Origin of the sequence: Streptomyces sp. BR1 (genome assembly GCF_052373795.1) — a bacterium.
GTDB lineage: Bacteria > Actinomycetota > Actinomycetes > Streptomycetales > Streptomycetaceae > Streptomyces.
The window spans coordinates 3,036,831-3,049,958 of the sequence record NZ_CM126252.1 but is presented as its reverse complement, the minus strand read 5'-3'; the positions used below and the strand labels follow the sequence as shown (position 1 = coordinate 3,049,958).

Genomic DNA, 13,128 nt, shown 5'->3' with positions numbered 1-13,128 from the left:
CTTTCGGAGGGTCGGGGGATGTTGCTGCGTCTCGCATAATCTGCGTGACACAGATAAATATCGGTGAAGAAGGCCCACCGGTCAAGCGGGATTACGGTGGGCCTTGCTCCGGACGTGCGCTTCCGGGTGCTACTCGACGACCCGGAAGTGGGTCATGGTCCGCCGGTCCGCGTCGAGGATGTGGAAGGCGATGCCGGGCGGCGACGTGCGGTTGACCAGGCCCTCGCCCGGCTCCCACGGCAGCCGCAGCGTCGACGTCACGCCCGGCGCGATGAGCAGCGGCCGCCCCGCGAACGTGGTCGCGGCCGGGGTGTGGGCGTGCCCGACGAGTACGGCCGCGATGTTGTCGCGCCCGGCGAGCACCTCCGCGAACCGGTCGCCGTTGGTGAGGTTGGTCGAGTCCAGGTACTCGTGGTGGATCGCGCACGGCGGGTGGTGGAAGGCGACCAGTGCCGGGGTGTCGCCGAGCCCGTCGAGCGTGCGGGCCAGCCACTCCAGCGTGGCGTCCTCGAACACGCCCGGGTCCTCGCCGGGGATCGTCGAGTCGAGCATGAGGATCGCGTAATCGCCCACGCGGTGCAGGCGGTTGACGGGTGCGTACGGGTCCGGGGCGGCGCCCTTTGTCGTGCTCGGCCCGCCCGGGAGGTCGAGGAGGCCCTTGCGGTACGCGGCGCGGTCGTCGTGGTTGCCGGGGCAGGTGAGGACGGGGGCGTCGATACGGGCGAGCAGTTCGGCCGCCTCGGCGTACTCGGCCGGGGCGCCGTGGTCCGCGATGTCGCCGGTGACCAGGACGGCGTCGGGGCGGCGGGACATCGCGTTGATGAACTCGACGACGCGCGCGGCGCGTTGCGCGGCCCGCGCGCCCCCGTCGAGATGCAGATCACTGATGTGGGCCAGCAGCACGGGATCCCCCTGGGTGACGCGTGGTGGCTAATGGTTGAAGTATTTTGTCCCATTAGCTCGTACGGAGGGGACTCTAGGGGGTGCGCGGCGCGGGGTTCAAGGGCCGATCGGCGCGGAGTGGCCTGCCGGGGGGTGGAGTGGCCGAGTCGGTCCGTCGTGGAGGAGTGGAGTGGCCGGGTCAGTCCGTCCGGGTCAGGTCGCGGCACCAGTCGTGGGAGGTGAGCCAATGGCCCGGCGGGTACTCGAACTTGACCTCGGTCAGGAGGTGGAAGCCGGCCTTGCGCAGGACGGCGTTGGAGGCGGTGTTGTCGACGGAGGGGAAGGCGTGCAGGTGGCGGCGCCCGCCCGCGTCGCGCGCGGCGTCGGCGGCGGCGCGGATCGCGGCGACGGCGAGCCCTCGCCCCTGGAACTCGGGCAGAATCCCGTAGCCCGTCTCGTACACGTCCTCGCCCTGCCATACGCGGGGCCAGTACCCCACGGAGCCCACGGCTTCGCCGCTCTCGGCGAGCTCGACCCGGAACATCCGCCCCTCGGTGGCGGGCCGTGCGCTGAGTTCGACGTACTTCCACTGCCGCGTGAGCAGCGTCTCCTCGTCCTCGGGTCCGCCGACGTGGGCGGTCATCTCGGGGGAGTTGGACCGCTGGAGGAGGGGGAGGTCGTCGGGGGACCAGGGGGTGAGGCGGATGTCTTGGGTGTTGTGGGTGGCCATGGGGGGACTTTAGGTGGGGGGTGTGACAGTGGCGAGGCGGACTGCCGGGGCTCGGCCCCGGACCCCCCCGCGCCCCGCCTGCGGCGGGCATTTCCCCACCCCGCCCCTTCCCGAAAGCCCTGGGCGGGCGGCCGGTTGTCCATCTGCGGACCGGTGGGGGCTGGTCGCGCAGTTCCCCGCGCCCCTTAATGGGCCCTTCGGGCCCTCCTTTGATGGGCCCTTCGGGCCCTCTTAGGGGCGCGGGGAACTGCGCGAGCAACCCAGCACGGTCCGCAGAAGAAGTGGGGTGCACGGGGCGAAGCCCCACGTACCCACACACCCCCAGCGGGGTGCAGGGGCCGCAGGCCCCGCAAAAGGGGGCCGGGGGCGGAGCCCCCGGGAGACCGCCTCAACCCCCCGCCCACCCCCGGAGGGTTAAGGGAACGGGCGGGGTGGGGGAGGTCACCCCGTGCGTCCCCTGCCGCACCACGCCAACCCCGCCGCATACAGCGCCAGCACCACACCCAACAGCGGGTAGTACACGACCGGCAACGCCCCCATCCCCAGCACCGCCCCCACAGGGGTGAGGGGCAGAAGCAGACCCACCGCGGCCAGCACCGCCGCCGCCACCGGCACAGGCCCGAGACGACCCGCCGCCGCCCCACGGCCCGTACGCAGCAGCACCATCACCAACGCCTGCGTCAGCAGGTTCTCGGTGAACCACCCGGTGTGGAACGACGCCTGCCCGGACGCGTCGGCCCCCGCATGCACCGCCCACGCCAGCACCGCGAACGTCGCGAGGTCGGCCGCCGCGTTCAGCAGCCCGAACCCGGTGACGAACCGCAGCACCTCCCCCGGAGCCAGCCGCAACGGCCGCCGCAGCGACGCCGGATCCTGCCGGTCGTACGCGAACGCCAACTGCGCCGCGTCGAAGCACAGGTTCTGCACCAGCACCTGGGACGGAAGCATCGGCAGGAACGGCAGCAGCAGTCCCGCCGTCAGCATCGCGATCACGTTGCCGAAGTTCGAGGAGAGCGTGATCCGGAGGTAGCCCGCGATCGTGCTGCCGCTCCTGCGGCCCGCCGCGATCGCGTGGTCCAGCGACGTCAGATCCTTCGCCGCGAGCACCACGTCCGCCGCCTCCCGCGCCACATCCACCGCGTCGCGCGGGCAGATCCCGACGTCCGAGGCGCGCAGCGCGGGCAGGTCGTTGACGCCGTCGCCGAGGAACCCGGTGACATGTCCCTGCTCGCGCAGCACCCGTACGATCCGGGCCTTGTGCTCGGGCGTGCAGCGCGCGAACACGGTCGTACGGGCGGCGAGCCCGGCCAGTTCGGCGTCGCCGAGAGCGTCTATGGACTCGGCGGTGACCGGGGTGCCGGGCTCAAGCCCCAGCTCGCGGCACGCGCGCGCGGCCGTGCCGGGGTGGTCGCCGGTGAGGACCTTGACCGCGACCCCGCTGCGGGCGAGCGCGGTGAGCGCGTCGGCGGCGGTCTCGGCGGTCGCGTCGCGCAGCGCGACGAGGCCCCGGAAGGAGAGCCCGCGCTCGTCGGCCACGGTGTACGCGCGCGTACGGGCCGGCCGCTCGGCGAGCGCCACCGCGAGCACCCGCAGCCCGTCGTCCGCCTGCGCGGCGGCGAGCGCGGTGATGCGCGCGCGTTCGCCGTCGTCGAGCGCGCACCGCTCCAGTACGTCCTCGACGGCGCCCTTGACGACCAGGGTGTGGCTGCCGAGGCGGTCCGGGGTGCGCACGACGGCGGTGGACAGTCGGCGCACCGGGTCGAAGGGGAGGGCGGCGACCGCGTCGTACTCCAGCGCGTCGAGCCCGTCCGGCAGCAGCCCCGCGGCGGCGTCCAGCAGCGCCTCGTCCAGGGCGTCGGTGCTCGGCATCTCGGCGAGCTGGAGCGTCCACAGGCTGTTGACGGCCGCCCAGTGCAGCACGTCCGCGTCCTCGGCCCCGCGCGCGTCGACCGCGCGGTCCAGGACGGGACGGTCCTGGGTGAGCGTGCCGGTCTTGTCGACGCACACGACGTCGACCGCGCCCAGATCGTGCAGCGCGGGCAGCCGCTTGACGATCACCTCGTGCGTACGGGCCAGGGTCGCCGCACCGCGCGCGAGCGCCGTCGTGACGATCACCGGCAGCATCTCAGGGGTGAGCCCGACGGCGACGGCGACCGCGAACGGCAGCGTCTCCAGGCCGCGCCCGCGCAGCGCCGCGTTCGCCATCAGGACGAGCGGCGGCGTGAGCAGCATGAATCTGATCAGGATCCAGGAGATCCCGTACACGGAACGATCAAAAGCGGTCGTACGGCGTTCGTACGCCAGCCGGGCGGCCCGGGCGGCCCGACGGTCGCCGGGCGTCGCGTCAGCCGCCCGCCGTCTGCCCCACCGCAGCCACGCACCCCCCGGCCGCGACCCGTAGGCCAGCGCGAACCGCGTGTCCGCGCCGGTCGCGACGACCACCCCCGTACCGCTGCCGGAGGCCACACTGCTGCCCTGGAAGCACAGCTCGGGACGGTCGAAGCCGGTGAAGGCGCCACCGGACGACGGCTCGTCGGCCGGGTACTTGTGCGCGGGAGCCGACTCCCCGGTCAGCGCCGCCTGATGCATCGTCAGACCGGTCGCCCGCAGCAGCCGCAGGTCCGCCGGGACCAGGTCGCCGGGGCCGAGCCGGATCACATCGCCCGGGACCACCTGGTCCACCGGGATCTCGCGCGGCGCCGGATCCTCGTCCGGGCCCGAGCGGCGCACGACCGTCGCCGTGGTCGCCACCAGCTCGCGCAGCCCGGACGCCGAGCGGTCCGCCCGGTACTCCCCGGCCGCGCGCAGCGCGCAGCTGACCCCGACCAGGACGGCGATCACCGACGCCGTGCCCCAGGCGGCGACGGCGGCCGACACCAGGGCCAGACTCGCGAGCACCGCCGTGAACGGGTCGCGCAGGCTCCGTACGAAACGCAGCGGCCAGGACGGCGGACGCCGGGTGGGCAGCACGTTCTCGCCGTGGAGCGCGAGGCGGGCGTCCGCCTCGGACTCCAGCAGTCCGCGCGGCCCGGCGTCGAGCGCGCGCAACACCTGCAGCGGAGTCTGCCGCTCAGGCGCCCAGGTCACGGACGAGTCCCGGATTCTCGCCCGCGTCGGGGCGGGTGCCCAGGCGGGCTATCAGCCAGCCCACCATCTCCGCCACGTCCGGGTCGTCCACCAGATACACCACCCGGCGGCCCTCGCGGCGCGACCGCACGAGCCCGCCCAGCTTGAGCTTCGCCAAGTGCTGGCTCACGGCCGGCAGCGCGCCGCCGACCCGCTCGGCCAGCCCCGTCACATCCGACTCGCCGTGGCTCAGCGCCCACACGATGTGCAGTCGCGCGGGCGACGCCAGCAGCCCGAAGACACCGGCCGCCTCGCCCAGCGCCGGGCCGGACGGGTCGGCGCAGCGGTCGGCGGACGCGGTGGTCAGATTCCTCACCGACGCCTCCTGCCCATGTCCGTACGTACGTGATGAAGTCAGGCGGCCCAGTCTAGAGGCGGCCACCGACAACGCGGCCGACGCCGACGGAACCGGGCTCGTCGAGGAGCGGCGCGCCGCCTCACAGCGCCACGAGAGTGACCTCCGTCGCCTTCACGCTCGACCAGACCGCCACGCCCTCCGCGAGGCGCAGCTCGGCGGCCGCGTCCGGGGTGATCTCGGCGACCAGGTCCGGCACCCCCGCCGAGGTGATCAGGACGCGCAGCCTGCTGCCGGACGCGGTGATCTCGCGGACCGTGCCCGGCCAGGTGTTACGGGGGCTGCCGCCGGGCCGGTCGCGGTGGACCGAGACCGACTCCGGCGCGACGATCGCCAACGCGCGCGTGCCGGCCGCCAGTTGCTCGGCGGCGACGATCCGCCCGCCGCCCGCCAGCTTCAGCCCGTCGGCGGCGGCCTCGCCCGGCCAGGCGTTGCGGCCGAGCATCCGCGCCACCCAAGGGGAGCGCGGCTGCCGGGTGACCTCGGCGGGCGGGGCGTCCTGGAGGGCGCGGCCGCCGTCGAGCACCAGGACGCGGTCGGCCAGCGAGACCGCCTCGACCGGGTCGTGCGTGACGATCAGGCAGACCCCGCCGAACCCGTCGAGATGGGTGCGCAGGGTGTGGCGCACGCGCGCGCGGGTCGTCTGGTCGAGCGCGGCCAGCGGCTCGTCGAGCAGCAGCAGCCTCGGCCTGGCCGCCAACGCCCGGGCCAGCGCCACCCGTTGGGCCTGCCCGCCGGAGAGCTGGCCGGGCCTGCGGTGCGCGAGCGCGCCCACCCCGAGCCGGTCCAGCCACTCCTGAGCCCCCCGCCGGGCCTCGCCGCGCGCCACGCCCTGGGCGCGCAGCCCGTACGCGGTATTGCCGAGCGCGGTCATATGCGGGAAGAGCGCGCCGTCCTGCGGCACCCAGGCGACGCCGCGCCGGTGCGGTGCGAGGCCGGTGACGTCCTGGTCGCCGAGGCGCAGCTCGGCACGCGCGCGTGGCGTGAGTCCGAGCAGCGCGCGCAGCAGGGTGGTCTTGCCGGCGCCGTTCTCGCCGACGACGGCGATGGTGGTGCCGGGAGCGGCGTCGAGGGTCAGCTCGGTGAACCCGGTGACGTCGGCGTGCAGGGCCCAATTGCCGTACGAAGCAGGCGATTTAACGGAGTCGGAACCTCCGGAAAGTCCGGAAACTTCTGCGGCATCCGCTTCGTTCTCCTCATACGAATCAGACGAATCCGAACGCGAATGTGGACGCGTCCGACTCGCCCCGCGTACGGAACGGGCCGCGCCCCCGGTCCAGCTCCCGCGCAGGGCGATGAGGACGGCCATCGCGATGGCGAGCAGCAGCAGAGAGACGGAGGTGGCGGCCTCGGGGGAGTCCTGGAGCAGCAGATAGACCTGGAGGGGGAGGGTCTGGGTGGTGCCGGGCAGATTGCCGGCGAAGGTGATCGTGGCGCCGAACTCGCCGAGCGCGCGCGCCCAGGTGAGCGCGGCCCCGGCGGCGAGGCCGGGCGCGACCATGGGCAGCGTGACCGTGGTGAAGACCCGGAACGGGGAGGCGCCGAGCGAGGCGGCCGTCTCCTCGTAACGCGGCCGCAGTCCGCCGAGCGCGCCCTCCAGGCTGATCACCAGGAACGGCATGGCCACGAAGGTGGCGGCGACGACCGCGCCGGAGGTGTGGAAGGGCAGCGTGATGCCGAACGTGTCCTCCAGCCACGGCCCGAGCAGCCCGCGCCGCCCGAAGCCGAGCAGCAGCGCCACACCGCCGACGGTCGGCGGCAGCACCATCGGCAGCAGCACCAGCGAGCGTACGAGCGCCTTGCCGGGGAAGTCGACGCGCGCGAGCAGCCAGGCCAGCGGCACGCCGAGGAGGAGGGAGAGACCGAGTGCCCAGAAGGAGACGACCAGCGAGAGCCGCAGTGCCTCGGTGACGCCGGGGCTGCTCAGATGCGTACCGAGGTCGCCCCAGGAGGTACGGGCGAGGATGCCGACGAGCGGCATCAGCAGGAACGCGACGGCGAGCAGCGCGGGCACGACGAGGGCGAGGGGGGTGCGGGTGAAGGGGCGAGGGCGGCCGCTGAAGCGTTTCATCGGGAGTTCCTGACGGAAGGGAGTCCGGCCGGGAGAGAAGGGGAGTTCCGCCCCGGCCGAAGGATGTCCGGCCCGCCTGTCCCCCGATCAGGCGGGCCGGGCCCGGGGGTTACGGCTTCTGGAAGCCCGCGTCCTGGAGGATCTTCTGCGCCTCCGGGGTGCTGAGCCACTGCACGAAGGCGGCCGCGGCGGCGGCGTTCTTGGAGGTCTTGAGCGTGGCGGCCGGGTAGGAGGCCACCGCGTTCTGCGCGTCCGGGATGTCGACGGCTTCGACCTTGGCGGTGGCGGTGGCGGCGTCGGTCTTGTAGACGATGCCCGCGTCGGCCTCGCCGAGTTCGACCTTGCTGAGGACGGCCCGTACGTTCGGCTCCTGCGAGACCGGCTTGACGGTGATCTTCTGCGCGTCCAGGACCTTCTTGCTGTAGCGGCCGACCGGCACCTCGGGGGCGGCGAGCACGACCTTCAGCTTGGTGTCGGCGAGGTCCTTGAGCGCGCCGACCTTCTTCGGGTTGCCCTGGCCGGTCGCGATGACCAGCCGGTTCTTGGCGATGACGGTGGCGGCGCCGGTGTCCGACTTCAGCCCGTCCATGGTCTTGGTGTCGGCGGTGACCAGCGCGTCGGCGGGGGCGCCCTGCTTGACCTGGGCGGCGAGCTCCTGCGACCCGGCGAAGGAGAACTTCACCTTGGTGCCCGGGTGCTCCTTCTCGTACGCGGCGCCGGCCTTCTTGAAGACATCGGTGAGGGAGGCGGCGGCGAGGACGGTGAGGTTGGCCTTGGGGACGGCGGAGGCACCGGACGCACTGCTGCCGGTGTCCTTCGTGCTGCTGTCGTCCTTCTTGTCACTGCCGCAGGCGGCGAGCGGAACGAGGAGGGCGGCGGTGAGAACGGCCGAGGCGGCACGGCGGGGAGTGAGTACTCGGGTCATGGGGACGGAACTCCTTGGATGCGGTTCGGGCCGCGCCGGTGACGGACGACGCGATGGTGCGTACGTAGGCGACGCGTGCGCCGCTAAGCGACGAGTGCGTACGTATGCGTCGGATGCGTCAGGTGCGGTCGATGTGCACGCTGGTGGACTTCACGCGGGCGGTGGCCTGCATGCCGACCTCCAGACCGAGCTCCTCGACGGCCTCCCGGGTCAGCAGCGACACCAGCCGGTGCGGGCCCGCCTGGATCTCCACCTGCGCCGCGACATCGCCGAGCTTCACAGCGGTGACGATGCCCGGGAACGCGTTACGGGCGGAGGTGTACGAGACGTCGTCCTCGCCGGTGCCGTTCTGCGCGACCTCGACGGAGAACGCGGCCAGATCACGGCCGTCGATGAGCCGACGCCCGCTCTCGTCGCGATGGGTGGCCACCCGCCCCGCATCGGCCCAGCGCCGCGCGGTATCCGGACTGACGCCGAGCAGACGAGCCGCCTGACCGATGGTGTAGGACTGCATGCGCCACAAGATAGGCCAGTTCAGCTCGCATTTACAGAAGAATTGGCGGTAGGTACGTCGCAGGTGCGAGGGGGGATGGAGAAAGCTCCAAGGGGTGGGGCGGGGGGTGTGGGGCCCGGTCCCGGGTCCGACAGCCGCCTTATGACCCGGCACGCGCGACGAGGGCGGGGTTCGAAAATCCCCACCCTCGTTACCCGGTGATGCCTCGGAGCGGCGCGCTACGGCCAGACCAGGCAATAAGGCTGATGCCCCGCCTCATGCAGCCGAACGGAAAAGTCCTGCCACTCGTGCAGCAGCTGGTACACGTTGAACGCGTCGCGGGGGCCGCCGCGGTCCGGGACCGTGGACCAGATGAAGGCCGCCGCGCCTACCGTCTCCTCGCCCACCCCGCGCAGGGGGTCGACCACCGTCATCGGGAGTTTGACCACCGCGTAGTCGGGGTGCAGGACGACGAGTTCCAGCGGGGGGACCTTGTGCAGCGGTATGCCCTGGATGCCGGTGAGGACCATCGCCGCCACCGTCTCCGGCTTGATCTTGGTGAACATGCCGCCCATGCCGAGCTCGTCGCCGCCGAGTTCCTCGGGGCGCATCGAGATCGGCACCCGGGCCGCGGTGGCTCCGTCGGGCGCGCCGAAGTACTTGTAGGTCACCCCCACTCGGCCGCTCCCGTTCCCTGGACCCGTGACGGGGTCGATCCGCTCGATCCGCTCGACCCGTTCCTCCGCGTCGCGCCGGTGCCGTCCCCGCCGACGGGCGCGCTCGGGACCCCGGTCATCGGTCCCCTCGCCCAGTCCGCCACCGCGATGCATATCTTTCACCCGATTGCTTGTAGCCCGACTGCTTTGTAGACGGCGCGGCCCCCGCCGCGCAACCCGATCATCGTGTCAGTGACCTCCCCCACCGGGGTGCGGTGAAACACCTGTCCGCAAGAACGTCCGGGCCTCTGCCACCATGGCCTGTGTGAGCTATCCGTACGAATACGACGCCCCAGTTTCGCAGACGCTTTTCGACCGTGCGTCCCTCGTGACGCCCGGCGGCGTCAACTCGCCCGTCCGTGCCTTCCGCGCCGTGGGCGGTACGCCCCGGTTCATGGTGTCCGGTACGGGTCCCTACCTGACCGACGCCGACGGACGTGAGTACGTCGACCTGGTGTGCTCGTGGGGTCCGATGATCCTCGGGCACTCGCACCCCGAGGTGGTCGCGGCCGTGCAGGCCGCCGTCGCCCGCGGCACCTCCTTCGGTACGCCCGGTGAGGGCGAGGTCGCGCTCGCCGAGGAGATCGTCGCCCGGATCGAGCCCGTCGAGCAGGTCCGTCTGGTGTCCTCGGGCACCGAGGCGACCATGTCCGCGATCCGGCTCGCCCGCGGCTTCACCGGCCGCGCCAAGGTGATCAAGTTCGCCGGCTGCTACCACGGCCACGTCGACGCGCTCCTTGCCGCCGCCGGTTCCGGCGTGGCGACGTTCGCGCTGCCGGACACCCCGGGCGTCACCGGCGCCCAGGCCGGCGACACGATCGTGCTGCCGTACAACGACCTGGAGGCGGTGCACGCGGCGTTCCACGCGCACCCCGGTGAGATCGCCTGCGTCATCACGGAGGCCTCGCCCGGCAACATGGGCGTCGTCCCGCCCGCCGACGGCTTCAACGCGGGGCTCAAGGCCGCCTGTGCCAAGAACGGCGCGCTCTACATCTCCGACGAGGTCATGACCGGCTTCCGGACCAGCAGGGCCGGCTGGTACGGCGTCGACGGCGTGAAGCCCGACCTCATGACGTTCGGCAAGGTCATGGGCGGCGGCTTCCCGGCCGCGGCCTTCGGCGGCCGCGCCGACGTGATGGGCCACCTCGCGCCCGCCGGTCCCGTCTACCAGGCCGGCACCCTCTCCGGTAACCCCGTCGCCACCGCCGCCGGTCTCGCGCAGCTGCGGCTGCTCGACGACGCCGCGTACGCGAAGGTCGACGCGGTCTCCAAGGAGATCCAGGGGCTCGTCAGCGCCGCGCTCACCAAGGAAGGCGTCGCCCACCGGCTCCAGACCGCGAGCAACATGTTCTCCGTCTTCTTCACCAACCGTGAAGTACGGAACTACGAGGACGCCAGGAACCAGGAAGCCTTCCGGTTCAACGCCTTCTTCCACGCCATGCTCGCCAACGGCGTCTACCTGCCGCCGTCCGCCTTCGAGTCCTGGTTCGTCTCGACCACTCACGACGAGCGCGCGATCGAACGCATCGCGGCCGCCCTGCCCGTCGCCGCCCGTGCCGCAGCGGAGGCCACCGCATGACCGTCAACGACACCTCCGGCGACATCACCGTCGTCCACCTCATGCGCCACGGCGAGGTGCACAACCCCGACGGCGTGCTCTACGGGCGCCGGGCCGGGTACCACCTCTCCGAGCTCGGGCGGCAGATGGCCGACCGGGTCGCCGAGCACCTGGCGGGCCGCGACATCACGCACGTCGTCGCGTCCCCGCTGGAGCGCGCCCAGGAGACGGCCACCCCGATCGCCAAGGCGCACGGGCTCGACCTCGCCACCGACGCGCGGCTGATCGAGGCGGGCAACGTCTTCGAGGGCAAGACGTTCGGCGTCGGCGACGGCGCGCTGCGCAAGCCCGCCAACTGGAAGCACCTGACCAACCCGTTCCGCCCGTCCTGGGGCGAGCCGTACGTGGAGCAGGTCGTCCGGATGATGGGCGCCCTCGACGCCGCGCGCGACGCGGCGCGTGGCCATGAGGCGGTTCTGGTCAGCCATCAGCTGCCGATCTGGACCGTGCGCTCGTTCGTGGAGCGGCGCCGGCTCTGGCACGACCCGCGCAAGCGGCAGTGCACGCTCGCCTCGCTGACGACGTTCACGTACCAGGGCGACAAGATCGTCTCGGTCGGCTACAGCGAGCCCGCGCGCGATCTGGTCCCGTCGCACCTGCTCGCGGGCGCCAAGCCCGTGAAGGGGAAGGCGAAGGCCTTCGGCGCCTGAGCCGGGCCACAGCCGCACGCGAATCGTTTCCGCCCGGCGGAGCCCTCCGCTCCGCCGGGCCGCGTGTCCGGACCACCCGAACCACCCCTCGTCGCCCTACGTGTACGGATTCTGACGACCCGTACGATTTGCGAAGATTTGTACGACTGGCCGGGAACCATCGCGCTCCCCGCCGCATCTCATCTGTTGTCCGCTCGCGGCCGTGGCCGGTGTGGACGCCGAGGACGACGATGCGATGGGGACGGACGCAATGCGCAATTTCAGTCGAAGGGGAATGCTCGGCCTAGGACTCGGTGCCGCCGCCGCGGCGGGTATCGCCGGTTGTGGCAGCAAGGACGGTTCGAGCGGCGGGAGCGCCGGCTCGGGCAAGGGCGGGGCCGACAAGAAGCCCGACGCCAAACTGATCGGCGACGGTTCCACCGCCGACACCGGCAAGCAGCCGCACCAGCCCCCCAAGCCCGTCCCCCTCGAACCCGGCCAGACCCCACCGCAGTTCGTGGTCTTCTCCTGGGACGGCGCGGGCGAGGTCGGCAACGGCCTCTTCCCCCGCTTCCTCGACCTCGCCAAGGACCACGGCGCCTCGATGACGTTCTTCCTCTCCGGGCTCTATCTGCTGCCCGAGTCGAAGAAGCGGCTCTACCAGCCGCCGAACAACAAGGTCGGCGCCTCCGACATCGGCTACCTCAGCGACGAGCACCTCAAGGCGACCCTGACCAATGTGCGCCGGGCCTGGAACGAGGGCCATGAGATAGGCACGCACTTCAACGGCCACTTCTGCTCCGGCCACGGCACCGTCGCCAACTGGACCGCCGCCCAGTGGCAGAGCGAGATCGACCAGGCGATGTCCTTCGTCACCAACTGGAAGACCAACACCGGTCTGCACGACGAGGACCCGCTGCCCTTCGACTACAAGCGCGAGCTCGTCGGCGGCCGCACCCCCTGTCTGCTCGGCCAGGACAACCTGCTGCCGACCGCGCAGAAGCTCGGCTGGCGCTACGACGCCTCCTCGCCCGGCGGCACCCAGGTCTGGCCGGTCAAGCGCCACGGCCTGTGGGACCTGCCGCTCCAGGAGATACCGTTCCCGGGGCACTCCTTCGGGGTCCTCTCGATGGACTTCAACATCCTCGCCAACCAGTCGAAGAATTCGACCAAGGCGCCGCCGGCGAACTATCCGGGCTGGCGCAAGCAGGCGACCGAGGCCTATCTCGCCGGATTCAAGCGCGCTTACGAGACCAATCGCGCCCCCTTCCACATAGGCAACCACTTCGAGCAGTGGAACGGCGGCATCTACATGGACGCCGTCGAGGAGGCCCTGAAGGGAATGGCGGGCAAGCAGGACGTACGCCTGGTCTCCTTCCGGCAGTACTGCGACTGGCTCGACGTCCAGGACCCCAAGGTGCTGGCGAAGCTGCGCTCGCTCGGGGTCGGCCAGCAGCCCGCCGGCGGCTGGAACACGTTCCTCAAGACGGCCTGACCAGGGGGCCCGCGCGGCAGCCTGTGAAACGGGCAGGACTTCTTAGACGGCCTTGACAAGGGTCTTTACGGGCACCCAGGGGGGCGCC

The 13,128-nt window shown here is 72.0% G+C and carries 11 protein-coding genes; 3 read left to right on the top strand and 8 right to left on the bottom strand.

Features of this window, described 5'->3' with window-relative positions; genetic code table 11:
- Positions 1-129: 129 nt before the first annotated feature.
- The 8 genes from ACT1U9_RS13145 to ACT1U9_RS13110 all read right to left on the bottom strand — a co-directional run bounded on the left by ACT1U9_RS13145 (position 130) and on the right by ACT1U9_RS13110 (position 9,412).
- On the bottom strand, positions 130-903 hold the full coding sequence (locus ACT1U9_RS13145; RefSeq protein ID WP_444538480.1) for a metallophosphoesterase: 774 nt from the start codon (positions 901-903) through the stop codon (positions 130-132).
- A gap of 178 nt (positions 904-1,081) precedes the next feature.
- Positions 1,082-1,612 carry a GNAT family N-acetyltransferase gene (locus ACT1U9_RS13140; protein WP_444538479.1) on the bottom strand — a complete coding sequence of 177 codons (531 nt, stop codon included), beginning with the start codon at positions 1,610-1,612 and terminating at the stop codon, positions 1,082-1,084.
- Positions 1,613-2,053: 441 nt separating this feature from the next.
- Complete coding sequence (locus tag ACT1U9_RS13135; RefSeq protein ID WP_444539099.1) at positions 2,054-4,714, bottom strand: HAD-IC family P-type ATPase; 2,661 nt, start codon at positions 4,712-4,714, stop codon at positions 2,054-2,056.
- On the bottom strand, positions 4,683-5,045 hold the full coding sequence (locus ACT1U9_RS13130; RefSeq protein WP_444539098.1) for an ArsR/SmtB family transcription factor: 363 nt from the start codon (positions 5,043-5,045) through the stop codon (positions 4,683-4,685). The genes ACT1U9_RS13135 and ACT1U9_RS13130 overlap by 32 nt, the downstream gene beginning before the upstream one ends.
- Positions 5,046-5,175: 130 nt before the next feature.
- Entirely contained in the window at positions 5,176-7,164 is a 1,989-nt protein-coding gene (locus tag ACT1U9_RS13125; RefSeq protein ID WP_444538478.1) for an ABC transporter permease, read from the bottom strand.
- 109 nt (positions 7,165-7,273) lie between these two features.
- Positions 7,274-8,089, bottom strand: coding sequence for a molybdate ABC transporter substrate-binding protein (gene modA / locus ACT1U9_RS13120; RefSeq protein WP_444538477.1), 816 nt, complete (start codon positions 8,087-8,089; stop codon positions 7,274-7,276).
- Positions 8,090-8,207: 118 nt separating this feature from the next.
- Positions 8,208-8,603 (bottom strand): TOBE domain-containing protein, encoded by a 396-nt coding sequence (locus ACT1U9_RS13115; RefSeq protein ID WP_188276502.1) that lies wholly within the window; start codon positions 8,601-8,603, stop codon positions 8,208-8,210.
- A 218-nt stretch (positions 8,604-8,821) separates the two neighbouring features.
- Positions 8,822-9,412 (bottom strand): hypothetical protein, encoded by a 591-nt coding sequence (locus ACT1U9_RS13110; RefSeq protein WP_444539097.1) that lies wholly within the window; start codon positions 9,410-9,412, stop codon positions 8,822-8,824.
- Positions 9,413-9,554: 142 nt separating this feature from the next.
- Here ACT1U9_RS13110 and hemL point away from each other — a divergent pair, with 142 nt between their 5' ends.
- The 3 genes from hemL to ACT1U9_RS13095 all read left to right on the top strand — a co-directional run bounded on the left by hemL (position 9,555) and on the right by ACT1U9_RS13095 (position 13,040).
- Positions 9,555-10,877, top strand: coding sequence for a glutamate-1-semialdehyde 2,1-aminomutase (gene hemL / locus ACT1U9_RS13105; protein ID WP_444538476.1), 1,323 nt, complete (start codon positions 9,555-9,557; stop codon positions 10,875-10,877).
- Positions 10,874-11,566, top strand: a complete 693-nt coding sequence (locus ACT1U9_RS13100) for a histidine phosphatase family protein (protein ID WP_444538475.1) — start codon at positions 10,874-10,876, stop codon at positions 11,564-11,566. Before hemL ends, ACT1U9_RS13100 begins: the two co-directional genes overlap by 4 nt.
- Before the next feature lie 250 nt (positions 11,567-11,816).
- The gene (locus tag ACT1U9_RS13095) at positions 11,817-13,040 is read left to right on the top strand and encodes a hypothetical protein (RefSeq protein ID WP_444539096.1); all 1,224 of its coding nucleotides are present in this window, start codon (positions 11,817-11,819) and stop codon (positions 13,038-13,040) included.
- Positions 13,041-13,128: the final 88 nt, after the last annotated feature.

Coding starts and splice junctions, on each gene's coding strand:
- ACT1U9_RS13110 (WP_444539097.1), bottom strand. CDS start 9,412: ATGCATCGCGGTGGCGGACTGGGCGAGGGGACCGATGACCGGGGTCCC.
- ACT1U9_RS13100 (WP_444538475.1), top strand. CDS start 10,874: ATGACCGTCAACGACACCTCCGGCGACATCACCGTCGTCCACCTCATG.
- modA (WP_444538477.1), bottom strand. CDS start 8,089: ATGACCCGAGTACTCACTCCCCGCCGTGCCGCCTCGGCCGTTCTCACC.
- ACT1U9_RS13140 (WP_444538479.1), bottom strand. CDS start 1,612: ATGGCCACCCACAACACCCAAGACATCCGCCTCACCCCCTGGTCCCCC.
- ACT1U9_RS13125 (WP_444538478.1), bottom strand. CDS start 7,164: ATGAAACGCTTCAGCGGCCGCCCTCGCCCCTTCACCCGCACCCCCCTC.
- ACT1U9_RS13115 (WP_188276502.1), bottom strand. CDS start 8,603: ATGCAGTCCTACACCATCGGTCAGGCGGCTCGTCTGCTCGGCGTCAGT.
- ACT1U9_RS13095 (WP_444539096.1), top strand. CDS start 11,817: ATGCGCAATTTCAGTCGAAGGGGAATGCTCGGCCTAGGACTCGGTGCC.
- hemL (WP_444538476.1), top strand. CDS start 9,555: ATGGCCTGTGTGAGCTATCCGTACGAATACGACGCCCCAGTTTCGCAG.